Genomic DNA, 21,388 nt, shown 5'->3' with positions numbered 1-21,388 from the left:
CCGAGACGACGCTCGGGCCCTCGGCCTGCCCACCCTCAGCTCACGGCACGAAAACGGGCCACCGACTCCGTCGGCGGCCCATCACGAAACTTCGAAGCTAACAGGATTTGAACCTGTGGCCTCATCCTTATCAGGCCGATCATGAGGGTCTGTGGGCCTCGGTCAACCCGCTTCAGGCTCCGGTTGGACGTCCGTCGGCATTCACCGCTGACCGCTGCTGTTCGCCCTTGTTGGTGTCAGCCGCTGGTGTCAGCGATGAGGGGGGCGTCCTTGACAAAACCAACTCAGCATACGAGCGGCCCACTTCCTTAACGCAAGCTGGTGCCTGGCACTATTCGCTTCAGGCACAGTCTCGCCAAGGCAGCTCACCTTCAACTGCCTTCCTCAGCAGTTGGTACCGCCGACCCACTTGTGGGAAGCCAGGTAGTGCGTGCCGGAAATGTTCTTCTTCTCGCCCTTGGAGACGCAGCCCACCTTGTCTGCGCCGTGCTGCCCGGCCTGGTCGTAGTAGAGCACGTCCATGCCGCTCGTCCCGTTGTTGAAAACGGAACCGGCCGAGTCGTAGTGGCCCCATGAGCAGACACCCGGGCTAACCCGCCAGATGGCGTCGCTTCCCTCCCATGAACACTTCTCCCCGTAGCCATTGGCCATCGAGTAGAAGCAGACGTACCCCGTGTCGCACTCGTACCTGCCTGCTGCCTGCGCTGGAGCGGGGCCGACGCTCAGGCCTGCCATCACAACGGCGCCTGCAAACAGGCCCGCCTTGGCACGGACAGCACGAATTCTCTTCATACTTCATCCCCCACGGATCACATGGCGTGCTCGCCATAGAGCCTGATCAGCTATCGCCAGCAGAGCCACCACCGTAGGAACTCACGCCCTCCACGGCTACCTATAACTATTTAGGGTGGTGCGTGAGGTGACACGCGACAAGACGGCACAGCGCCCTTCGCTCGCCACCGTCCTCTGGGATCGCCTCAACACCCCCTGAACTCCGGCCAGACACCCCGCCGCCTTAACCCACCATTCTCCCCAGCTCCCATCCCGTCCGCCGTCGTACAACGCCATCTACCCCAGCGAGGCGATCGAGGCGCATCGCGCGTTCATCGCGCGGCGCCGAGCGCTGCGTCCCAGCGAGGAGTACCGAACCCCAACCAACGAGGAGTGGGACGCCTTCCTCGGGCATTTCGAGCGACGCAAACTGTCCATCGGGATCTGCGCTCGCGCTTTCGGCACTCCATGCATCCACGAACACGCTTGTATTCGATGCTCCATGCTCCGACCGGATCCGGCTCAGAGACACCGCCTCGTCGAGATTCGCGACAACCTGATCGCCCGAATCACCGAAGCCGAACAGGAGGGATGGCTCGGTGAGATCGAAGGACTCCAAGTCGGCCTCGCCAGCGCAGAGGAGAAGCTCACCCAGCTCGATGCAGAGCAAGTCCGTCAACGCCAAGTGATCGATCTCGGCATGCCGCGCTTCAGCCAGATCGCGACACGAATCAGTACGGCAAGAGGACCTTCAAGTTAGTCGAGCCTCATCCACGCAGATGATCTACACCACCCCGATCCAGGCCACGAGCCACGCCCTACGGGCGGCGGGCCAGCAAATGGGTGTCGAGGAAGCCCCGCTCGGACGCTGGGTCGTGGAGCAGCCGGGCGAACGTGACGAGTCCGGCCTCGGCGAGCAGCTCGGCGAACCGGTCCGCCGGCCAGCTATAGGCGGGCGTCACCTTGTGGTCGAAGCGGACCGGCTCCGGTCCCTCGGTCCCGAAGAAGGACACCAGGAGCAGGCCCTCTGGTGCCAGGACACGCACCTGCTCGGCGAGTAGCGCGGGCAATTCTCCAGGTGGGGTATGGATCATCGAGTAGTGGGCCAGCACTCCGCCGAGTGCGCCGTCCTCGGCAGGCAGGGCTTCCATTCGCGCTTCGTCGAATCGCAGCGCCGGATGGGCTCGCCGGGCGTGGGCGACCATCGCCGGGGAGAGGTCGAGTCCGAAGGCGTCCAGCCCCAAGTCGTGCAGCATGGCCGTCAGATGACCGGGACCGCACCCGACGTCGGCTGCCCGCAGGTTCCCCGAGGCACGCACGAGCTCGGCGAAGGTGCCGATCATGTTCCGCGCGAATGGCTGCGTCTCCAGCCGATTAGCGAACATCGACGCGTACAGGTCGACGACCCCGTCATAGGCCGCCCTGGTCTCGTCCTGGTGTCTTAACACGGGAAGGAAACTAACACCCTGGCAGTTCGCAGCCGCTCTCCGGTCCCTCCTCTCAGGACTGATCGTCCCCTCACCTGAGCACGGGGCACCCTCGGTAGTTCAGAGAAGAGTTCGCCGCCATCGTCACCGACCCCGCCCGCACCCCCGGCACGACGGCACTGCAAGCCACCCTCGGCCGGCCGGTCGCCTTCGACGGTCACCTTCTGCCGGTTTCCGCCTCGGTCGGCCTCTGCCACCGCGCCAACCTGCCGGTCCCCGCCCTCACCGACGCTCTGTCCGCGGCCGACGCCGGCATGTACGCGGCCAAGGGCCACGGAAGGCGCAACGTCCACAACTGAACGGCCCCCGGAGCGGCCTCGGTCGCCAAACGTCCGCCGCTCCGGGCGCCTACACCCATCCAGATCCGACGGACCCGAAAGGGAAGCCCCATGATGCCCCAGCACGCCCAGAACACGCGCGTCTGCCGCGACTGCGACGGCTTCGCCACCGTCGCCATCACCACCGGCACCCGCCACACCGACGGCACCCGTGCCACCCTCCGTGTCACCTGCCCGACCTGCCAGGGCACCGGCCACACCGTCCCCGCCGCCAACCTGCACCACATCGGGCGGTGACCACGTGACCAACACCGCCACGATGGCGGGCCTGGACCCGGCCACCCTCGCCGACGTGCTGAGGCTGGCCGGGTCCACCGGCTTCGACCGCTTCCAGAACCAGATCCGCCGCACTGGTGGCTGTTCCGACCCCATCCACCTGATGGGCTCGACCGTCACTCGCGACGCTGCCACGGGGCAGGTTCTGCATTGCTACTCGACCGACTCCGAGCCGGGCGGACGACTCCGCCTCGCCTGCGGCAACCGTCGGGCCTCCCGCTGCCCTGCTTGCGCCTGGACCTACGCCGGCGACACCTACCACCTCATCCGGGCGGGCCTCGTCGGCGACCCAGCCAAGGGCACCCCGCACACGATCCGGGATCACCCGCGGGTGTTCGCCACCCTGACGGCGCCCTCCTTCGGACCGGTCCACAACCGGCCCGGCAACCGGCCCTGCCGCTGCGGCACCCGTCACGCCGAGGACGCCCCCGAGCTGGGTACACCGCTCGACCCCGACGCGTACGACTACGCGGGCGCCGTGCTGTGGAACAACCACGCCTCCGACCTGTGGCGCTACTTCACGATCTACCTGCGCCGCGAGATCGCCAAGCGCGCCGGCCTCACCCAGAAGGCCGCGAAGGAACAGTCCCGGGTCTCCTTCGGCAAGGTCGCCGAGGACCAGAAGCGCGGCGCCGTGCACTTCCATGCCGTGATCCGCTTCGACGGTCCCGACGGGCCCGACGATCCGCCGCCGGCGTGGGCCACCCTCGACCTGCTCACCGACGCAATCCATGCCGCTGCCGCCCGCGTGGAAGTCGACGTGCCCCCGGCCGGAGACCAGCCCGCCCGAACTCTGCGATGGGGCACACAGCTCGACGTACGCCCCATCCGGGCCTTCGGCGACGGCGAGGACATCACTGAACAGGCCGTCGCCTCCTACGTCGCCAAGTACGCCACCAAGGCCGCCGAGACCACCGGAACGGTCGACCGCCGCATCGGCAACAAGGAAGCCCTGGTCCTCCTCGGCGTCGCCGACCATCCCCGCCGGCTGATCGAAGCGTGCCTCAACCTCCACGCGCACTACCCGGACCGCAAGCTCCGCGACTGGGCCCACATGCTCGGCTTCCGCGGCCACTTCTCCACCAAGTCCCGCCGCTACTCCACCACCCTCGGCGAACTACGCCAGACCCGCGCCGACTACCGCGCAGCCCAGCAACCCGCCGCCCTCGGCCTGCCCGACCCCGACGACGAGGAAGCCACCACGCTCACCCTCGCCCACTGGACCTACGCCGGCCACGGCCACACCCCCGGCGAATCCTGGCTCGCCGCCAACATCCGCCGCGACATCCAGCACAACCGCGAAACCGCCCGCGAGGAACTACCCGCCCTGCTCGACCTGGAAGGAGCCGCTACATGACCACCGCTACCCCGGAACTGCTGACCGTGCCCGAGGTCATGGCGCGGCTGAAGGTGGGCCGGACCAAGGTCTACGACCTGATACGCACCCACCGTCTCGTGTCCATCAAGGTCGACGGGTGCCGCCGCATCCCCGACCAAGCGGTCCGCGACTTCATCACCGGCCAGATCGGAGAGGCTGCCTGATGGCTAAGCGTCGGCCCAATGGCGGCGGCACGATCACCAAGCGGTCCGATGGCCGGTACCAGGGCGCCGCGTACGTGACCGACACGGACGGCAACCGTGTCCGGAAGTACGTGTACGGCCGGACGTGGGACGAGGCGAACGAGAAGCTGGGCAAGCTCCAGGACCAGGAGCGCAACGGCATTCCCGTGCCCTCCCGGTCCTGGACGCTCGGGGAGTGGCTGGCCTACTGGCTGGAGCACATCGTCGCTCCGGAGCGCGAGCACAACACGTACGTGAAGTACGAGTCCAAGGTGCGGCTCTACCTGCTGCCGCATCTCGGCAAGAAACCACTGGTCAAGCTCACCCCGGCACAGATCCGGGCGTTCATGGCCACGCTGACCCGGGAGAAGGTCGGCGCCTCGGCCCGTTTCGAGGTCCTGCGTGTGCTCCGCAACGCCCTCAACCGGGCCATGCGCGAGGAGCTGGTCACGCGGAACGTCGCGCTTCTCGTCGACATGCCCAAGGTCAGCAAGGACAGGGGCACGGCGTGGAACGCCCGGGAGGCTATCGCGTTCCTGCGCTCGGTCCGTGCCCACCGGCTCTACGCGGCCTGCGTCCTCGTCCTGGTCCTCGGGCTTCGCCGTAGCGAGGTGCTCGGGCTGCGCTGGCAAGACGTCGACTTCGAGGTCGGCCGCTTCACCCCGGTCAAGCAGGTGCAGCGTGTCAAGGGCGTCGGTCTGGTCCTCAAGGACCTCAAGACGGAGTCTTCACAGGCCGTGCTCCCGCTCCCCGAGTTCTGCGCCCGTGTCCTGCATGAGCGGCATGAGCTGCAAGAGCTGGAACGGAAGATCGCGGGTGAGCACTGGTCGCAGGAGCCGGATCACGACCTGATCTTCTCCTCGGAGCACGGCGGCATGATCGACCCGGTGGGCTTCTCCCGCACTTTCGATCGGCTCGTCAAGCGCGCCGGCGTCCGCCGGATCACGGTCCGCCTTGCTCGGCACACCTGCGGAACCCTGCTGGCCTTCCTGAAGGTGCACCCCAAGGTCGCTCAGGCCATCCTCCGGCACAGCCAGATCAGCATGACCATGGACGTCTACACGCACGTCGTGGGCGACAGTGAGCGCGAAGCGGTGGGCATGCTCGCCGAGCTTCTGGAAGATCCACTCATCGGCTGACGCGTCCAGTAGATGGCCGACGGCGGAACCTGCTGCGTACACACGTCACGCTGAGTGCCACTACCCCGACCACGGACAGGAAGACTGCCCCAAGGACCACTGTCACTCCGGCCGAGATCACGAAGATCACCCACCATGGCGGATCGCCTTCCACAGCCCTCCTCAGCGCAGCATCCGTACCAAGCACGACGCTGGGAAGCTGAGGCCGGTTCCGTGACCGCCGTTGATGTCAGCCGTGGATGTCAAAGACCCCCAGCCGCTACCGACTGGGGGTCTTCTCGCTGGTGGGGCTAACAGGATTTGAACCTGTGGCCTCATCCTTATCAGGGATGCGCTCTAACCAACTGAGCTATAGCCCCGCCGCGCTCTGCGGTGTATGTCCCGCGCGCTGACTCCTGAAGATTAGCGCACGAGGCGGGCAGTCCCAAAATCGGTTGGCGCGAGGCCGCCGGGCGACGATCACTCGTCCTCGGCGAGCGTCAGCTCCACGCCGCCGACGAAGCCGGCGGACAGGTTGTAGATGAACGCGCCGAGCGTGGCCAGTGCCGTCGCGAGGACGACGTCGATGACCGCGATGACCGTCGTGAACAGCAGCACGTTGCTCAGCGAGAGGAACGACTGCAGGTCGAAGCCGTTGGACTCGTTCGAGCCGGTCGCCTCGGAGACCGTGCTGCCGACCGACGAGAAGACGCCCATGGCGTCCATGACCATCCACAGCACGGCGGACGCGACGATCGTGCAGATGCCGAGCGCGATGGAGAGCAGGAAGCTGACCTTCATCACCGACCAGGGGTCGGCCTTCGACACGCGCAGGCGTGCCTTGCGGACGCGGGGCGTGGTGCGTGCGCCGGTTCGCGGGCGGCGCACGGTGGCGGACGCGTTGCCCCCCTGGGTGCCCTGGGTCTGGTAGGCCTGCGGCGGGTGGTACGGCCCGCCGGGCTGCTGGGGCTGCCGTTCTCCCGGCAGCGGCGAGGCCGCCGCTTGTGTCTGCTGGCCTCGGGTGTCCGTCACAGTTCCCCCCTGGGATCCATGCGTCTTGGACGAGCTCGCCGGGTTCGAATCGGCCGCGCCGTCGTCGATCTTGCGCAGTTGAGTCGTGTGCGAATCCGTCGCACGCGCGGCGGAGCCACGGCCGCCGCCGCCCGTTTCCGTACCCCTGGAGGTACCGGCCGATCCGGCGCCCGTGGCTCCGCTCACGATGACTCTCTCCTCGTGCTACTCGGTCGAGGGCGCCTCACCCTCGTCCGTGCCGGTGGTCGCGGCACCCTCGGCGGTCTCGTCGACGACCACATCGCCGTCGACCTCCTCCGCCTCGCGTCCCGCCTCGGCGTTGCGTGCGATGCCGACGACGGCATCGCGCTTGCCCAGATTGATCAGTTGAACGCCCATGGTGTCACGGCCCGTCTCCCTGACCCCGCTGACTCGCGTACGAATCACACCGCCCGAGAGTGTGATGGCGAGGATCTCGTCGTGCTCCTCGACCACCAGCGCGCCCACGAGCGATCCACGGTCCTCGACGATTTTGGCAGCCTTGATGCCGAGGCCGCCGCGGCCCTGGACCCGGTACTCGTCGACAGAGGTCCGCTTCGCGTAACCGCCGTCAGTGGCAGTGAACACGAACGTACCGGCTCGAACAACATTCATCGAGAGCAGTTCGTCCCCTTCGCGGAAACTCATGCCCTTTACGCCCGAGGTGGCACGGCCCATCGGACGCAGCGTGTCGTCCGAGGCGGTGAACCTGATCGACTGCGCCTTCCTACTGATCAGCAGGAGATCGTCCTCGGCGGAGACCAGTTCCGCACCGATCAGTTCGTCGTCGGAACCGTCCGCCTGCTCACGCAGGTTGATGGCGATCACACCGCCCGAGCGCGGCGAGTCGTAGTCCTTCAGCGGCGTCTTCTTCACCAGGCCGGCCTTGGTGGCCAGGACCAGGTAGGGCACCGCCTCGTAGTCGCGGATCGCGCGGATCTGGGCGATCGACTCGTCCGGCTGGAAGGCCAGCAGGTTCGCCACGTGCTGACCGCGCGCGTCGCGGCCGGCGTCGGGCAGCTCGTAGGCCTTCGCGCGGTAGACCCGGCCCTTGTTGGTGAAGAAGAGCAGCCAGTGGTGCGTGGTGGACACGAAGAAGTGGTTGACGATGTCGTCTTCCTTGAGCTTCGTGCCCCGTACGCCCTTGCCCCCGCGCTTCTGGGCCCGGTAGTCGTCGGTCTTGGTGCGCTTGATGTAACCGCCACGGGTGACCGTGACGACGATGTCCTCCTCGGCGATCAGGTCCTCGATGGACATGTCGCCCTCGTACGGGATCAGCTTGGTCTTGCGGTCGTCGCCGAACTTCTCGACGAGCGCGGCCAGTTCCTCGCCGACGATCCTCCGCTGGCGGACCGGGGAGGACAGGATCTCCCTGTACTCGGTGATCTTCGCCTGGAGCTCGTCGTGCTCCCGGACGATCTTCTGGCGTTCCAGGGCCGCCAGTCGGCGCAGCTGCATCTCCAGGATCGCGTTGGCCTGGATCTCGTCGATCTCCAGCAGGTCCATCAGGCCGCCGCGGGCGATCTCCACCGTGTCACTGCGCCGGATCAGCGCGATGACCTCGTCGATGGCGTCCAGGGCCTTCAGCAGGCCGCGCAGGATGTGCGCCCGCTCCTCGGCCTTGCGCAGGCGGAACTTCGTACGCCGGACGATGACCTCGATCTGGTGGTTCACCCAGTGGCGGATGAACGCGTCCAGGGACAGGGTGCGCGGGACACCGTCGACCAGGGCCAGCATGTTGGCGCTGAAGTTCGACTGCAGGTCCGTGTGCTTGTACAGGTTGTTCAGGACGACCTTGGCGACCGCGTCCCGCTTGAGCACGATGACCAGGCGCTGGCCGGTGCGGGACGACGTCTCGTCACGGACGTCCGCGATGCCGCCGATCTTGCCGTCCTTCACCAGGTCGGCGATCTTCTGCGCGAGGTTGTCCGGGTTGGTCTGGTACGGCAGCTCCGTGACCACCAGGCACTGACGGTTCTGGATCTCCTCGACCTCGACCACCGCGCGCATGGTGATCGAGCCGCGACCGGTGCGGTAGGCCTCCTCGATGCCCGTGCGGCCCACCACCAGCGCGCCGGTCGGGAAGTCCGGGCCCTTGATGCGCTCGATGAGCGCGTCGAGCAGGTCCTCGTGCGAGGCCTCGTAGTTCTCCAGGTACCACTGGGCGCCGGCCGCGACCTCGCGCAGGTTGTGCGGCGGGATGTTGGTCGCCATACCGACCGCGATCCCGGCCGAGCCGTTGATCAGCAGGTTCGGGAAGCGGGCGGGCAGGACGGTCGGCTCCTGGGAGCGGCCGTCGTAGTTGTCCGTGAAGTCGACGGTCTCCTCGTCGATGTCACGGACCATCTCCATGGCCAGCGGCGCCATCTTGCACTCGGTGTACCGCATGGCCGCCGCCGGGTCGTTGCCCGGCGAACCGAAGTTGCCGTTGGAGTCGACGAGCGGCATGCGCATCGACCACGGCTGGGCGAGGCGCACCAGGGCGTCGTAGATGGAGCTGTCGCCGTGCGGGTGGTAGTTGCCCATGACGTCGCCGACGACGCGGGCGCACTTGTAGAAGCCGCGCTCGGGGCGGTAGCCGCCGTCGTACATGGCGTACAGCACACGGCGGTGGACGGGCTTGAGACCGTCGCGGACGTCGGGCAGCGCGCGCGAGACGATGACGGACATCGCGTAGTCGAGGTAGGAGCGCTGCATCTCCGTCTCGAGCCCCACGGGCTCGACACGCATGGCCAGGGCGTCACCCTCGGGCGTCGTCACAGGAGTGTTCTCGTCGGTCATTGCTGGTGAAGGTCCTTCCTGGTGCGGTCAGCTGAGACCGACTCAGATGTCGAGGAAGCGGACGTCCTTGGCGTTGCGCTGGATGAACTGGCGCCGTGCCTCGACGTCCTCGCCCATCAGCACCGAGAACAGGTCGTCGGCCTGCGCGGCGTCGTCCAGCGTGACCTGGCCGAGGACGCGGTGCTCCTGGTCCATGGTCGTGATGCGCAGCTCCTCGGCGTTCATCTCACCGAGGCCCTTGAAGCGCTGCACGGAGTCCTCGCGGATGCGCTTGCCGGCGCTGCGGCCCATCTCGATCAGCGCGTCGCGCTCGCGGTCGGAGTACGCGTACTCGAAGTCGTCCCGGCCCCACTTGATCTTGTAGAGCGGCGGACGGGACAGGTACACGTGCCCGGCCTCGACCAGCGGCCGCATGAAGCGGAACAGGAAGGTCAGCAGCAGGGTGTTGATGTGCTGGCCGTCGACGTCGGCGTCCGCCATCAGAATGATCTTGTGATAGCGGAGCTTCTCGATGTCGAAGTCCTCGTGCACCCCCGTGCCGAACGCGGAGATCATCGCCTGGATCTCCTGGTTCTGCAGGATCCGGTCGATGCGCGCCTTCTCGACGTTGAGGATCTTGCCGCGGATCGGGAGGATCGCCTGGTACTGCGGGTTCCGGCCGGACTTGGCCGAGCCGCCGGCGGAGTCGCCCTCGACGATGAAGATCTCACACTTGGTCGGGTCGTTCGACTGGCAGTCCGAGAGCTTGCCCGGCAGCGACGCCGTCTCCAGCAGGCCCTTGCGGCGGGTCAGGTCACGGGCCTTGCGGGCCGCCACGCGCGCGGTGGCCGCCTGGATGCCCTTGCGGATGATGTCCGCGGCCTCGTTCGGGTTGCGGTCGAGCCAGTCGGCCAGGTGCTCGTAGACCACCCGCTGGACGAAGGTCTTGACCTCCGTGTTGCCCAGCTTGGTCTTGGTCTGGCCCTCGAACTGCGGCTCACCCAGCTTCACCGAGATGATCGCCGTCAGACCCTCGCGGATGTCGTCGCCCGTGAGGTTGTCGTCCTTCTCGCGCAGCAGCCGCTTGTCGCGCGCGTACTTGTTGATGAGCGAGGTCAGCGCCGCACGGAAGCCCTCCTCGTGCGTACCGCCCTCGTGGGTGTGGATGATGTTGGCGAAGGAGTAGACACCCTCGGTGTAGCCGCCGTTCCACTGCATCGCGATCTCGAGGGACAGGCTCTTGTCCTTGTCCTCGGCCTCGAGGTCGATCACGGTGGGGTGCACCAGCTCTCCCTTGCGGGAGTTGAGGTACTTCACGAAGTCGACGATGCCGCCCTCGTAGTGGTACGCGACGGTCTTGACCTCGTGCTTCTCGTCCTCGCCCGCCTCGTCCGCACCGGCGGTCGCCTTCGCCGACTCGCGCTCGTCGGTGAGGTTGATCTTCAGGCCCTTGTTGAGGAAGGCCATCTCCTGGAAGCGCCGGGACAGCGTCTCGAAGGAGTAGTCGGTGGTCTCGAAGATGTCACCGTCGGCCCAGAAGGTGACCGACGTGCCGGTCTCCTCGGTGGCCTCGTGCCGAACCAGCGGTGCCGTGGGGACACCCAGCTTGTAGTCCTGCGTCCAGCGGTAGCCGTCGGTCCTGACCTCCACCGCGACCCTCGTGGAAAGGGCGTTGACGACGGACACACCCACACCGTGCAGACCACCGGAGACCGCGTAACCGCCGCCGCCGAACTTGCCGCCCGCGTGCAGCACGGTCAGCACGACCTCGACGGCGGGCTTGCCCTCGGAGGGGACGATGCCCACCGGGATACCACGGCCGTTGTCGACGACCCGGACACCGCCGTCGGCGAGGATCGTGACGTCGACCGTGTCCGCGTAGCCGGCCAGCGCCTCGTCGACGGAGTTGTCCACGACCTCCTGCACCAGGTGATGCAGGCCACGTTCACCGGTTGATCCGATGTACATACCGGGTCGCTTGCGGACCGCGTCCAGACCCTCGAGGACGGTGATGGCACTGGCGTCGTACGAGGCGGGAGCCTCGCCGTTCGGGGTGCTCACCGCTTCGTTCACGCCGGTGTCGGTGGACGGGTTGTTCTCGTTGGGGTTGCCGGAATCGGCCACGAAGCGCCCTTTCTGGCACAGCACGAGCCGGGCTCGTCGGCGGATTGCCGGAGCGGCTGCGGCATGTTGCGTTGGTAAGCCTTGATCAGCGTTGCTCAGCTTGTCCCGGACGGTCCCCACGTTCGGGGCGGGATTGTCTTCCATTCTACCGGTAGCACTGACACTGATGGGGGTTTGCCGGTACCTGAGTCCGCATGTGCCGCCCTGAACGAGGCTCGTCCGACTCCCGATATGCGGAAGGGGGCCTCAAGAGGCTCACAACGGCACTCAGCGCTTCGAGGCGTCAACCCTTGGCTACTTGGGAGTCAGATCGCGATTCGCAACCGTGTGCGGTGATGCGGCAGAGGGGGCGCCAACGGTTCACACCACCCACTGACGCCCAATTATGTGAGGTACATCACCCACGTCTGACGGGGCGTCAGAGCACCCTCCGCGTCACCCGTAGGTGTCACCCGGACCCCGGCTCCCAGGGGCGCGCAGCGGCCCGTAACGACGCCCGGGACCACCGGGACCACCGGGGCCCAGCACCTTGATCATGCGCACCGACCCATGCCCGAGATCCTCGTTGAGCCGGGCCACCAGCGTCGGCGCGAGCAACCGCAGATTCGTCGCCCAGGCCGTCGAGTCACAACGGACGACCAGCACCCGCTCGTCCTCGTCGTACCGCTCCGGCACACAGTGCTTCGCCACGTCCTCACCGACGATCTGCGGCCACCGGCCCATCACACCGCCCACCGCGGCCGGCGTCTCCCAGCCGCGCTCGGTGATCAGCCGGTTGATCGCCGAACCCAGCGCCATGGGGTCACGACCGTCGGCACGCGCGCCGGAGCGCAGGCCCCCACGCCGCGCCTGCTTCTTCTGCTGCGCCGCGTCCCCACGCGCGCGAGCCGCCTCCCGCGCCGCCCTGAGCGCCACCCGCGCGAGATCCACACCCGACGGCTCCGGGCCCTTGCCGCTGCCGTTTCCTTCGCCACTGCCGCTGCCCCCGGGAGGCCCTTTGGAGGCCGGTCCGTCCGCGCTCATACGCGCTCCACCGCCCCCTCCGCCACCGCGAACCGCGCCCCCGCCAGCACATCCGGTACGTCGTCGTCGACCGCGGCCGTCACCAGCACCTGCTCCCCCGGGGCCACCAACTCGGCCAGCCGCTCCCGCCGCCGCGCGTCCAACTCGGCGAAGACGTCGTCCAGGACGAGCACGGGCTCGTTGCCCTCCGCCCGCAGCAGGTCGAACGACGCCAGCCGCAGCGCCAGCGCATACGACCAGGACTCGCCGTGGGAGGCGTACCCCTTCGCGGGCAGCGAGCCGAGCCGGAGAAGCAGATCGTCCCGGTGCGGACCCACCAGGGTGACGCCCCGCTCGATCTCCTGCTTGCGCACCTCGGCGAACGCGGCCATCAGCTGCTCGTAGAGATCCTCACGCGTGTGCGCCTCACCGGGCGCCGACGGCTTGTACTCCAGGGCGACGGGGCCCCCGCCCGGGGCCAGCTGCTCGTACGCCTTGTCCGCCAGCGGCTGCACCGCGGCGATCAGATCCAGCCGCTGCGCGAGCAGCTCGGCACCCACCCGCGCCAGGTGCTGGTCCCACACGTCGAGCGTGGACAGGTCCATCGTGCGGCCGCCGTGACGACGGGCGAGCGCGGCCGACTTCAGCAGGGTGTTGCGCTGCTTGAGCACCCGGTCGTAGTCGGAACGCACCCCGGCCATGCGCGGCGAGCGGGCCGTGATCAGCTCGTCCAGGAAGCGGCGCCGCTCACCGGGGTCGCCCTTCACCAGCGCGAGATCCTCGGGCGCGAACAGCACCGTACGCACGATGCCGAGCACATCACGCGGCCTGACCTGCGAGGACCTGTTGATACGGGCACGGTTGGCGCGGCCCGGGTTCAGCTCCAGCTCGATCAGCTGCTGCCGCTCGCCCTGCTTGACCTGAGCGCGGATCACCGCACGCTCGGCGCCCATGCGGACCAGGGGCGCGTCGGAGGAGACCCGGTGACTGCCGAGCGTGGCGAGGTAACCGACCGCCTCGACGAGATTCGTCTTCCCCTGCCCGTTCGGCCCGACGAAGGCGGTGACGCCCGGGTCCAGCGGGACCTCGACCCGGGCGTACGAACGGAAGTCGGCCAGCGACAGATGCGTGACGTGCATGGTCGTTCGCCGACCTCCCCAACCTTCGGGTGTTGACCTTCAGGCGTAGACCCTCGGGTACTGCCTACTTCTTCTCGACCGCGTGCCCGCCGAACTGATTGCGCAGCGCGGCGATCATCTTCATCTGCGGCGAGTCGTCCTGCCGGGACGCGAACCGCGCGAACAGCGACGCCGTGATCGCCGGCAGCGGCACCGCGTTGTCGATCGCGGCCTCCACCGTCCAGCGTCCCTCACCGGAGTCCTGCGCGTAGCCCCGCAGCCCGCCCAGGTGCTCGTCCTCGTCGAGCGCGTTGACGGCCAGGTCCAGCAGCCAGGAGCGGATCACCGTGCCCTCCTGCCAGGACCGGAAGACCTCGCGGACGTTCTCCACGGAGTCGACCTTCTCCAGCAGCTCCCAGCCCTCGGCGTAGGCCTGCATCATCGCGTACTCGATGCCGTTGTGGACCATCTTCGCGAAGTGGCCCGCGCCCACCTTGCCGGCGTGCACGGCGCCGAAGTCGCCCTCCGGCTTGAGGGCGTCGAAGACCGGCTGCACCCGGGCGACGTTCTCCGCGTCGCCGCCGTACATCAGCGCGTAGCCGTTCTCCAGGCCCCACACGCCGCCGGAGACGCCGCAGTCGACGAAGCCTATGCCCTTGGCCGCCAGCTCCTCGGCGTGCTTCTCGTCGTCCGTCCAGCGGGAGTTCCCACCGTCCACGACGACGTCACCGGGCTCCAGCAGCTCCCCGAGCCGGTCGACGGTGGCCTGGGTGGCCTCCCCGGCCGGAACCATGACCCAGACCACCCGCGGGGCGCTGAGCTTGCCCACGAGCTCTTCCAGGCTGTGGACGTCGGCGAGGTCCGGATTGCGGTCGTATCCGACGACGGTGTGGCCCGCGCGGCGGATCCGCTCGCGCATGTTGCCGCCCATCTTGCCGAGGCCGACGAGACCGAGCTCCATCAGTTGCGTTCCTTAGGTGTGCGAGGTGGCGGGACGGCACGTCCTTGCCCGCCGGATGCGTGCCGCGGCACTTTCGTACCCACGTCCGAGCCTAAACCCGGACGCCCGTGCACAGCTGTGGGCGTACGCGCTCATACGTACGCCCTCACCTGCGGGTTTCCCCTCACCCTGTGGACGACCGTGGACGATCGGCGACCGACGCCGAGTCCCGAGGGCTCAGCCGCTCAGCCGCACCGGCATGATCAGGTACTTGTAGGCCTCGTCCGCCTCGGCGTCCACCGCGGGCCTGCCACTGAGCAGCGCCGGCTTCGTGGACGTCGTGAAGGACAGCTGCGCCACCGGCGAGTCGATCGCGCTCAGACCGTCCAGCAGGAACGTCGGGTTGAAGGCGATCGAGATGTCGTCGCCCTCCAGCTGGGCGTCCACCCTCTCCACAGCCTGTGCGTCGTCGCTGGAGCCGGCCTCCAGGATGAGCACGCCCTGCTCGAAGCTGAGCCGCACCGGGGTGTTGCGCTCGGCGACCAGGGCCACGCGCTTGACGGCCTCCACGAAGGGGGCGGTCTCGATCACGGCGACGCTGTTGAACTCCGTCGGGAACAGCGTCTTGTACTTCGGGAGGTCGCCCTCCAGCAGGCGCGTCGTCGTACGGCGGCCCGCGCCCTCGAAACCGATCAGGCCCTCGCCCGCGCCCGAGCCGGACAGCGCCAGGATCACCTGGTCGCCGCTGGTCAGCGCCTTGGCGGTGTCCTGGAGCGTCTTGGCGGGCACCAGGGCGACCGCGGAGATGTCCGGGTTCTCCGGCTTCCACAGGAACTCGCGGACCGCGAAGCGGTAGCGGTCGGTGGAGGCCAGCGTCACCGAGTCGCCCTCGATCTCGATGCGCACACCGGTCAGGACGGGCAGCGTGTCGTCACGGCCGGCGGCGATGGCGACCTGCTGCACGGCCGAGGCGAAGACCTCGCCGGGGACCGTGCCCGTCGCCTCCGGCATCTGCGGCAGCGCCGGGTACTCCTCCACGGGAAGGGTGTGGAGGGTGAACCGCGAGGAGCCGCAGACCACCGTCGCCCGTACACCGTCTGTGGAGATCTCCACCGGCCGGTTGGGGAGGGCGCGGGAGATGTCGGCGAGCAGACGGCCCGAGACGAGGACTGTGCCCTCCTCCTCGACCTCCGCCTCCACCGACACTCGCGCGGAGACCTCGTAGTCGAAGCTGGACAGGCTCAGCTGCCCCTCCTCGGCCTTCAGCAGCAGGCCCGCGAGGACCGGCGCCGGCGGACGGGCCGGGAGGCTGCGAGCCGCCCAGGCCACTGCCTCCGCGAGTACGTCGCGTTCCACCCGGATCTTCACTGTTGCCGCCTCCTGCTGTTGCCGGCGCTGCTCGCCCTGCCTGGCTTCCGTCGTCTGGGTCGGTGTCATCGGTCCCGGTGAGGGGCAGGACACCGGGGACCAGTCTGACGCACCCCACTGACAGTAGGTGCCGTTCGGGGTCAAGTCGCGACGAGGGGCGGTCGGGCTCGAGAGGGCGAGTTGTGCACAGGGCCCACTTCGAAACGGATTCCGCACTCTCTCTAGTCGCTAGTAGTAGTAGGGCCTGTGGATACCGTGGATAACCTCGTTTGCCCAGGTCAGGCCAGGAATTTTGTCCACCGGGCCTGTGGGTGGAGCCGGTGGACAACCAGGCCCGTCTGTGGAGAACAGAAAGTTCTGCACACTCCGTGCACAGGGAGAGGGGACTTCTCCCCAGCTGCGTCCCCAGGTTTGCCGATGTTTCCCACAGCTCAACCAGGGGCCTCGGTGTGACGCCTTTCACTCGACGTGGTGAGAGGGCGCGTCGGGTTGCCGAACAGTGGACAGCCGTGTGGAGAAGCCGGGAATGGCTGGGGACAACATGGCCCAGCCTGTGGGTTGCCCGTGGACAACTTCATGCACAGCTTGTGGATCCTTTCGTTGTCCACAGCCTGTGGAGAACCTTTGTCCACGAATCCACAGGGTACTGACCTGCCCTGATGCTTCCTCAACACCTTGGCCTGTGGACAGGATCGGGACAACTTCCCAGTCCCCAAGGTGTGGACGGAAAAAAGTGACCGAATCTGTGGAGGACGGCCGTAACTCCGCAGGAAATCGAACAACGGCTTCGCCCCCGCGGGCGCGGAGCGGGCATGGAGCGGGCATGGAGCGGGCGCGGAAAAGGCGCCCCGGGGGTGTCCGGGGCGCCTCGAGGGCCGTGCCGGCGGGCTGTCGCGGTGGCCGTGCCGGTGGCTGTGCCGGTGGCCGTCAGCCGTTCTTGATGCGGTTGGTCAGCTCGGTCACCTGGTTGTAGATGGAGCGCCGCTCGGCCATCAGATTGCGGATCTTGCGGTCGGCGTGCATCACCGTGGTGTGGTCCCGGCCGCCGAACAGCGCGCCGATCTTCGGCAGCGAGAGGTCCGTCAGCTCGCGGCAGAGGTACATGGCGATCTGCCGGGCGGTCACCAGTGCGCGTCCGCGCGAGGTGCCGCACAGGTCCTCGACGGTGAGGCCGAAGTAGTCGGCGGTGGCGCCCATGATGGCCGTGGACGTGATCTCGGGGGCAGAGTCCTCTCCGCCGGGGATCAGGTCCTTCAGGACGATCTCGGTGAGGCCCAGGTCGACCGGCTGCCGGTTGAGCGACGCGAACGCCGTGACCCGGATCAGCGCGCCCTCCAGTTCGCGGATGTTGCGCGAGATCCGTGAGGCGATGAACTCCAGCACCTCCGGCGGGGCGTTGAGCTGCTCCTGCACCGCCTTCTTGCGCAGGATCGCGATGCGCGTCTCCAGCTCGGGCGGCTGGACGTCGGTGATCAGGCCCCACTCGAAACGGTTCCGCAGCCGGTCCTCCAGTGTGACCAGCTGCTTGGGCGGCCGGTCGGAGGAGAGGACGATCTGCTTGTTGGCGTTGTGGAGGGTGTTGAAGGTGTGGAAGAACTCCTCCTGCGTCGACTCCTTGTCCGCGAGGAACTGGATGTCGTCGACGAGCAGGATGTCCATCTCGCGGTAGCGCTTGCGAAAGCTGTCGCCCTTGCCGTCGCGGATCGAGTTGATGAACTCGTTGGTGAACTCCTCGGAGCTCACGTAGCGCACGCGCGTGCCGGGGTAGAGGCTGCGGGCGTAGTGCCCGATGGCGTGCAGGAGGTGGGTCTTGCCGAGTCCCGACTCCCCGTAGATGAAGAGCGGGTTGTACGCCTTGGCGGGTGCTTCGGCGACGGCGACGGCCGCGGCGTGGGCGAAGCGGTTGGAGGCGCCGATGACGAAGGTGTCGAAGAGGTACTTCGGGTTCAGTCGTGCGGTCGGCTCGCCGGGGCCGGTCGCCGGCGCGGGCTGCGCGGCCAGCGGGCCGGGCGCCCCGGTCGCGGGGCCGGGTCCGACGGGGCCGCCGCGGTGGACGTGTCCGGAGCCGGACGGAGGCTCGGGCAGGTCCCGGCGGGGGCCGCGCTGGTCGTAGTCGCCGCGCGGCTGGTCGTAGTCGTTGCGGTTCTGCTCGTAGTCGTTGCGCGTTTGCTCGTAGTCGCCGCGCTGTGAGTCGCCGCGGGAGTCGCCGCGCTGTGATTCGTACGGAGAGCGGTCCGGAGGCTGCGGACGGTAGCCCTGCTGGTACGTGTCCTGCGGGTACGGGTCCTGCTGCCGGGCGCCCTTGGGATACGGCTCCTGGCCGTAGGACTCCTGCGGCGGTGACGCGTAGGGGTCACGTTCCGGGAAGCCGAGGCGCTGCTGCTGCCAGCCGTAGTCGTCCTGCTGCGTGGGGCGGGGCCAGGGGCCGGGCTCGGGGCGCTGGTATTCCTGCGGGTACGTGGGGCGGGCGGCGGGGAGCTGGTCGGCGCGGTGGCGGCCGTACCCGTCGTATCCCTCGTACTCGTCGCGGCCCTGGCCCTGGCCCTGGCCGGGGGCGGGGAGCTCGGGCTCCTCGTAGCGGTGCTGGGGGCCGGCGGGCGGCGCCGGCGGGGTGGGCCCGGAGGGTTCGCCCGCGGTGTCGTCGACGGTGATCGCGATGCGGATGGGACGGCCGCATTCGCGGCTCAGGGTCTCGCTGACGATGGGGGCGAGACGGCCCTCCAGTACGCCCTTCGCGAATTCGTTCGGTACGGCGAGCAGGGCGGTGTCGGCGACCAGCGCGAGGGGCTGGCAGCGCCGGATCCAGTGCTCGTCCTTCGACTCGACACCCTGCCCGCGGCCCTCCCCGAGGAGTTGCTCCAGTACGCGTGGCCACACTGCGGCAAGATCGGCAGGTACGTCAGCCACAGGGCACGCTCTCTCACGAGTCCCTCGAAGGTGTGATTCGGGGACGGGTCGGGGTGAAACTCGGGTGGGGCAGGGATAAGGGAACGAATCGGAGTCCAGTCACGGTAGTCAGCGCGGCGGGTAGGGTTCAAGTTGTTGTCCCCAGCCTGTGGACAAGCGTCTCCCGGTCACCGCTGGTTTGACCGAATGGCGCAGTCTCACGTACCGTAACCAGGTCGAGTTGTCGATGGCTGCTGCCGCCTGCCTCCGATGGGCACAGATCACGTCCAAGGTGATTGAAAAGCGGTGCACACGGGCGTAACGCGAGCTACTCGTGGGCGCACGGTGACAGCCAGGACGGCACCCCGCCAACCCCGATTCTTTCTGGAGCCCCCGAGTGAGCAAGCGCACCTTCCAGCCGAACAACCGTCGCCGTGCGAAGACCCACGGTTTCCGGCTGCGTATGCGTACCCGTGCCGGCCGCGCGATTCTGGCGACCCGCCGTAGCAAGGGTCGCGCCCGTCTGTCCGCCTGATCCCGGTCAGGTCATGACATCGTGCTGCCCACCGAAAACCGGCTGAGGCGGCGCGAGGACTTCGCGACCGCGGTTCGACGAGGTCGCCGGGCCGGCCGCCCGGCCCTCGTCGTCCACCTTCGAAGCGGTGCCACGGACCCGCACGCGCCTGGGGAGAGCGCTCCCCCGACACGTGCGGGTTTCGTCGTGAGCAAAGCTGTGGGAGGTGCGGTGGTGCGCAACAAGGTGAAGCGCAGGCTTCGCCATCTGATGCGCGACCGGATCGCCCTGTTCCCCCCCGGTAGCCTGGTAGTCGTACGAGCGCTGCCCGGTGCGGGTGACGCAGACCATGCACAGCTGGCCCGAGACCTGGATGCCGCCTTGCAGCGGCTGCTGGGAGGGGGCGCGCGATGAAGTACCCGCTGCTGGCTCTGATCAAGCTGTACCAGTGGACGATCAGTCCGCTGCTGGGGCCTGTGTGCAAGTACTACCCGTCGTGTTCCCACTACGGCTACACGGCCGTCGACCGGCACGGTGCCATCAAGGGCACGGCGCTCACCGCCTGGCGCATCCTGCGGTGCAATCCGTGGTCGCTGGGCGGCGTGGACCATGTTCCGCCGCGTAAGCGTCCGCGGTGGCACGAAATGCTGCGTGGCGCCTGGCGTGCACGCAAGGGCGGGCCCTCCGCCGCCGAACCGGCCACCGAGGGACGGACTTCTCCGACGAGTCCGTCCAGTCCTTCGAGCCCGGCCGCAGAGACCCAGCCCCATGCCCAAGGAGCATGATTAGTGGACACGATTGCCAGCCTCTTCAGCTTCATCACGACACCTGTCTCCTGGGTCATCGTCCAGTTCCACAGCGTGTACGGCGCCATTTTCGGCCCTGACACCGGATGGGCCTGGGGCCTGTCCATCGTGTCCCTGGTGATTCTCATCCGTATCTGCCTGATCCCGCTCTTCGTGAAGCAGATCAAGGCGACGCGCGGGATGCAGACGCTCCAGCCGGAGATGAAGAAGATCCAGGAGCGCTACAAGAACGACAAGCAGCGCCAGTCCGAAGAGATGATGAAGCTGTACAAGGAGACGGGTACCAACCCGCTCTCCTCGTGCCTTCCCATCCTGGCGCAGTCCCCGTTCTTCTTCGCCCTGTACCACGTGCTCAACAGCATCGCGTCGAACGACACCATCGGTGTGATCGACAAGAGCCTGCTGGAGAGCGCGCAGAAGGCTCACATCTTCGGTGCGCCGCTGGCCTCGAAGTTCATGGACAGCGCCGACAAGGTGGAGGCTCTCGGGTCCTCGCTGACGGACGTCCGGGTCGTCACCGCGATCATGATCGTGCTGATGTCGGCGTCGCAGTTCTTCACGCAGCGCCAGCTGATGACCAAGAATGTCGACACCACGGTGAAGACGCCGTTCATGCAGCAGCAGAAGATGCTGATGTACGTCTTCCCGGTCATGTTCGCCATCTTCGGCATCAACTTCCCCGTCGGTGTCCTCGTCTACTGGCTGACCACCAACGTGTGGACCATGGGCCAGCAGATGTACGTCATCCGCAACAACCCGACGCCTGGTTCCAAGGCGCAGGCCGCCTACCTGGAGCGCCTGCACAAGAGCGTCACCCAGCACGGCAAGACGCGTGGTCGCGGTCAGAAGGCCATCGTGAAGGCCATCGTCGCCAAGGGCCGGGACCGCAACGAGTTCGAGCGGAAGTTCGTCAACGGTCTGAACAAGGCGGGCATGGCGGCCCAGGCCGACGGCAACGTGGTGAAGAACGACGCCGCTGTCGCCGCCCAGACCGAGGACGGGGCGACCGTGGCCACCCCGGCGACGCCCAAGCGGCAGCAGCCCAAGCGGCAGAGCAAGTCCCAGCGCCAGACCGCCAAGGTGGCCGGCGAGGCCGAGCCGAAGACATCGCTGACCAAGTCGGACGAGCCGCAGGACGGAAAGCAGGACACCAAGCCTGCGGCCGGCGCCAAGAAGCCGGCTCAGAAGTCCGGCGGCGGTGGCCGTAGCAAGGCCCAGTCCGGACAGCGCAAGGGCCCGCAGCGGCCCAAGTCCCCGTCGAAGAAGTAAG

Annotated in this window: 19 protein-coding genes and 1 tRNA gene; 9 read left to right on the top strand and 11 right to left on the bottom strand. The window is 67.8% G+C overall.

Features of this window, described 5'->3' with window-relative positions; genetic code table 11:
* Positions 1–384: 384 nt before the first annotated feature.
* Complete coding sequence (locus ACH4NX_RS28700) at positions 385–735, bottom strand: peptidase inhibitor family I36 protein (protein WP_398153369.1); 351 nt, start codon at positions 733–735, stop codon at positions 385–387.
* Between the two features lie 538 nt (positions 736–1,273).
* Here ACH4NX_RS28700 and ACH4NX_RS28695 point away from each other — a divergent pair.
* Positions 1,274–1,531 carry a hypothetical protein gene (locus tag ACH4NX_RS28695; protein WP_398129066.1) on the top strand — a complete coding sequence of 86 codons (258 nt, stop codon included), beginning with the start codon at positions 1,274–1,276 and terminating at the stop codon, positions 1,529–1,531.
* A 58-nt stretch (positions 1,532–1,589) separates the two neighbouring features.
* On the opposite strand, the gene ACH4NX_RS28690 is transcribed toward ACH4NX_RS28695, so the two are convergent.
* Positions 1,590–2,219 (bottom strand): class I SAM-dependent methyltransferase, encoded by a 630-nt coding sequence (locus ACH4NX_RS28690; RefSeq protein ID WP_351387584.1) that lies wholly within the window; start codon positions 2,217–2,219, stop codon positions 1,590–1,592.
* A gap of 431 nt (positions 2,220–2,650) precedes the next feature.
* Here ACH4NX_RS28690 and ACH4NX_RS28685 point away from each other — a divergent pair, with 431 nt between their 5' ends.
* The 4 genes from ACH4NX_RS28685 to ACH4NX_RS28670 are packed head-to-tail and all read left to right on the top strand — an operon-like array spanning position 2,651 to position 5,571.
* The gene (locus ACH4NX_RS28685; RefSeq protein WP_351387749.1) at positions 2,651–2,833 is read left to right on the top strand and encodes a hypothetical protein; all 183 of its coding nucleotides are present in this window, start codon (positions 2,651–2,653) and stop codon (positions 2,831–2,833) included.
* Positions 2,834–2,837: 4 nt separating this feature from the next.
* Positions 2,838–4,229 (top strand): replication initiator protein RepSA, encoded by a 1,392-nt coding sequence (repSA, locus tag ACH4NX_RS28680; protein ID WP_351387586.1) that lies wholly within the window; start codon positions 2,838–2,840, stop codon positions 4,227–4,229.
* Positions 4,226–4,414 (top strand): helix-turn-helix domain-containing protein, encoded by a 189-nt coding sequence (locus ACH4NX_RS28675; protein ID WP_351387589.1) that lies wholly within the window; start codon positions 4,226–4,228, stop codon positions 4,412–4,414. The genes repSA and ACH4NX_RS28675 overlap by 4 nt, the downstream gene beginning before the upstream one ends.
* Positions 4,414–5,571: a tyrosine-type recombinase/integrase gene (locus ACH4NX_RS28670; RefSeq protein WP_351387591.1), complete on the top strand. Its 1,158-nt coding sequence runs from the start codon at positions 4,414–4,416 to the stop codon at positions 5,569–5,571. The genes ACH4NX_RS28675 and ACH4NX_RS28670 overlap by 1 nt, the downstream gene beginning before the upstream one ends.
* 282 nt (positions 5,572–5,853) lie before the next feature.
* Here the strand turns inward: ACH4NX_RS28670 and ACH4NX_RS28665 are convergent.
* The 9 genes from ACH4NX_RS28665 to dnaA all read right to left on the bottom strand — a co-directional run bounded on the left by ACH4NX_RS28665 (position 5,854) and on the right by dnaA (position 18,819).
* A tRNA-Ile gene (locus ACH4NX_RS28665) sits at positions 5,854–5,930 on the bottom strand.
* Positions 5,931–6,030: 100 nt separating this feature from the next.
* Positions 6,031–6,768: a DUF3566 domain-containing protein gene (locus tag ACH4NX_RS28660; protein WP_351387594.1), complete on the bottom strand. Its 738-nt coding sequence runs from the start codon at positions 6,766–6,768 to the stop codon at positions 6,031–6,033.
* An 18-nt stretch (positions 6,769–6,786) separates the two neighbouring features.
* On the bottom strand, positions 6,787–9,381 hold the full coding sequence (gene gyrA / locus ACH4NX_RS28655) for a DNA gyrase subunit A (protein ID WP_351387597.1): 2,595 nt from the start codon (positions 9,379–9,381) through the stop codon (positions 6,787–6,789).
* 42 nt (positions 9,382–9,423) lie between these two features.
* Positions 9,424–11,484, bottom strand: coding sequence for a DNA topoisomerase (ATP-hydrolyzing) subunit B (gyrB, locus tag ACH4NX_RS28650; RefSeq protein ID WP_351387600.1), 2,061 nt, complete (start codon positions 11,482–11,484; stop codon positions 9,424–9,426).
* Positions 11,485–11,919: 435 nt separating this feature from the next.
* A complete protein-coding gene (locus ACH4NX_RS28645; protein WP_351387602.1) occupies positions 11,920–12,507 on the bottom strand; it encodes a DUF721 domain-containing protein in 588 nt (195 codons plus the stop codon).
* Positions 12,504–13,625, bottom strand: coding sequence for a DNA replication/repair protein RecF (gene recF, locus ACH4NX_RS28640; RefSeq protein ID WP_351387605.1), 1,122 nt, complete (start codon positions 13,623–13,625; stop codon positions 12,504–12,506). The genes ACH4NX_RS28645 and recF overlap by 4 nt, the downstream gene beginning before the upstream one ends.
* A gap of 64 nt (positions 13,626–13,689) precedes the next feature.
* Positions 13,690–14,565: a phosphogluconate dehydrogenase (NAD(+)-dependent, decarboxylating) gene (gene gnd, locus ACH4NX_RS28635; protein WP_279564440.1), complete on the bottom strand. Its 876-nt coding sequence runs from the start codon at positions 14,563–14,565 to the stop codon at positions 13,690–13,692.
* A 216-nt stretch (positions 14,566–14,781) separates the two neighbouring features.
* A complete protein-coding gene (gene dnaN, locus ACH4NX_RS28630) occupies positions 14,782–15,912 on the bottom strand; it encodes a DNA polymerase III subunit beta (protein WP_351387752.1) in 1,131 nt (376 codons plus the stop codon).
* Between the two features lie 927 nt (positions 15,913–16,839).
* Entirely contained in the window at positions 16,840–18,819 is a 1,980-nt protein-coding gene (gene dnaA / locus ACH4NX_RS28625; protein WP_351387608.1) for a chromosomal replication initiator protein DnaA, read from the bottom strand.
* 376 nt (positions 18,820–19,195) lie between these two features.
* Here dnaA and rpmH point away from each other — a divergent pair, with 376 nt between their 5' ends.
* The 4 genes from rpmH to yidC are packed head-to-tail and all read left to right on the top strand — an operon-like array spanning position 19,196 to position 21,387.
* Entirely contained in the window at positions 19,196–19,333 is a 138-nt protein-coding gene (gene rpmH / locus ACH4NX_RS28620; protein ID WP_003975051.1) for a 50S ribosomal protein L34, read from the top strand.
* 21 nt (positions 19,334–19,354) lie between these two features.
* A complete protein-coding gene (gene rnpA, locus ACH4NX_RS28615) occupies positions 19,355–19,726 on the top strand; it encodes a ribonuclease P protein component (RefSeq protein WP_279564442.1) in 372 nt (123 codons plus the stop codon).
* Positions 19,723–20,097 carry a membrane protein insertion efficiency factor YidD gene (gene yidD, locus ACH4NX_RS28610; RefSeq protein ID WP_351387613.1) on the top strand — a complete coding sequence of 125 codons (375 nt, stop codon included), beginning with the start codon at positions 19,723–19,725 and terminating at the stop codon, positions 20,095–20,097. Before rnpA ends, yidD begins: the two co-directional genes overlap by 4 nt.
* A 3-nt stretch (positions 20,098–20,100) precedes the next feature.
* Entirely contained in the window at positions 20,101–21,387 is a 1,287-nt protein-coding gene (yidC, locus tag ACH4NX_RS28605) for a membrane protein insertase YidC (RefSeq protein WP_351387615.1), read from the top strand.
* Position 21,388: the final 1 nt, after the last annotated feature.

Origin of the sequence: Streptomyces sp. NPDC017225 (genome assembly GCF_044331465.1) — a bacterium.
GTDB lineage: Bacteria > Actinomycetota > Actinomycetes > Streptomycetales > Streptomycetaceae > Streptomyces.
Note: the sequence above shows the minus strand (reverse complement) of the source record. Positions and strands in the feature narration are given on the sequence as shown.

Coding starts and splice junctions, on each gene's coding strand:
- yidD (WP_351387613.1), top strand. CDS start 19,723: ATGAAGTACCCGCTGCTGGCTCTGATCAAGCTGTACCAGTGGACGATC.
- ACH4NX_RS28675 (WP_351387589.1), top strand. CDS start 4,226: ATGACCACCGCTACCCCGGAACTGCTGACCGTGCCCGAGGTCATGGCG.
- gyrA (WP_351387597.1), bottom strand. CDS start 9,381: ATGACCGACGAGAACACTCCTGTGACGACGCCCGAGGGTGACGCCCTG.
- ACH4NX_RS28685 (WP_351387749.1), top strand. CDS start 2,651: ATGCCCCAGCACGCCCAGAACACGCGCGTCTGCCGCGACTGCGACGGC.
- gnd (WP_279564440.1), bottom strand. CDS start 14,565: ATGGAGCTCGGTCTCGTCGGCCTCGGCAAGATGGGCGGCAACATGCGC.
- recF (WP_351387605.1), bottom strand. CDS start 13,625: ATGCACGTCACGCATCTGTCGCTGGCCGACTTCCGTTCGTACGCCCGG.
- ACH4NX_RS28695 (WP_398129066.1), top strand. CDS start 1,274: ATGCTCCGACCGGATCCGGCTCAGAGACACCGCCTCGTCGAGATTCGC.
- ACH4NX_RS28645 (WP_351387602.1), bottom strand. CDS start 12,507: ATGAGCGCGGACGGACCGGCCTCCAAAGGGCCTCCCGGGGGCAGCGGC.
- ACH4NX_RS28700 (WP_398153369.1), bottom strand. CDS start 735: ATGGCAGGCCTGAGCGTCGGCCCCGCTCCAGCGCAGGCAGCAGGCAGG.
- ACH4NX_RS28670 (WP_351387591.1), top strand. CDS start 4,414: ATGGCTAAGCGTCGGCCCAATGGCGGCGGCACGATCACCAAGCGGTCC.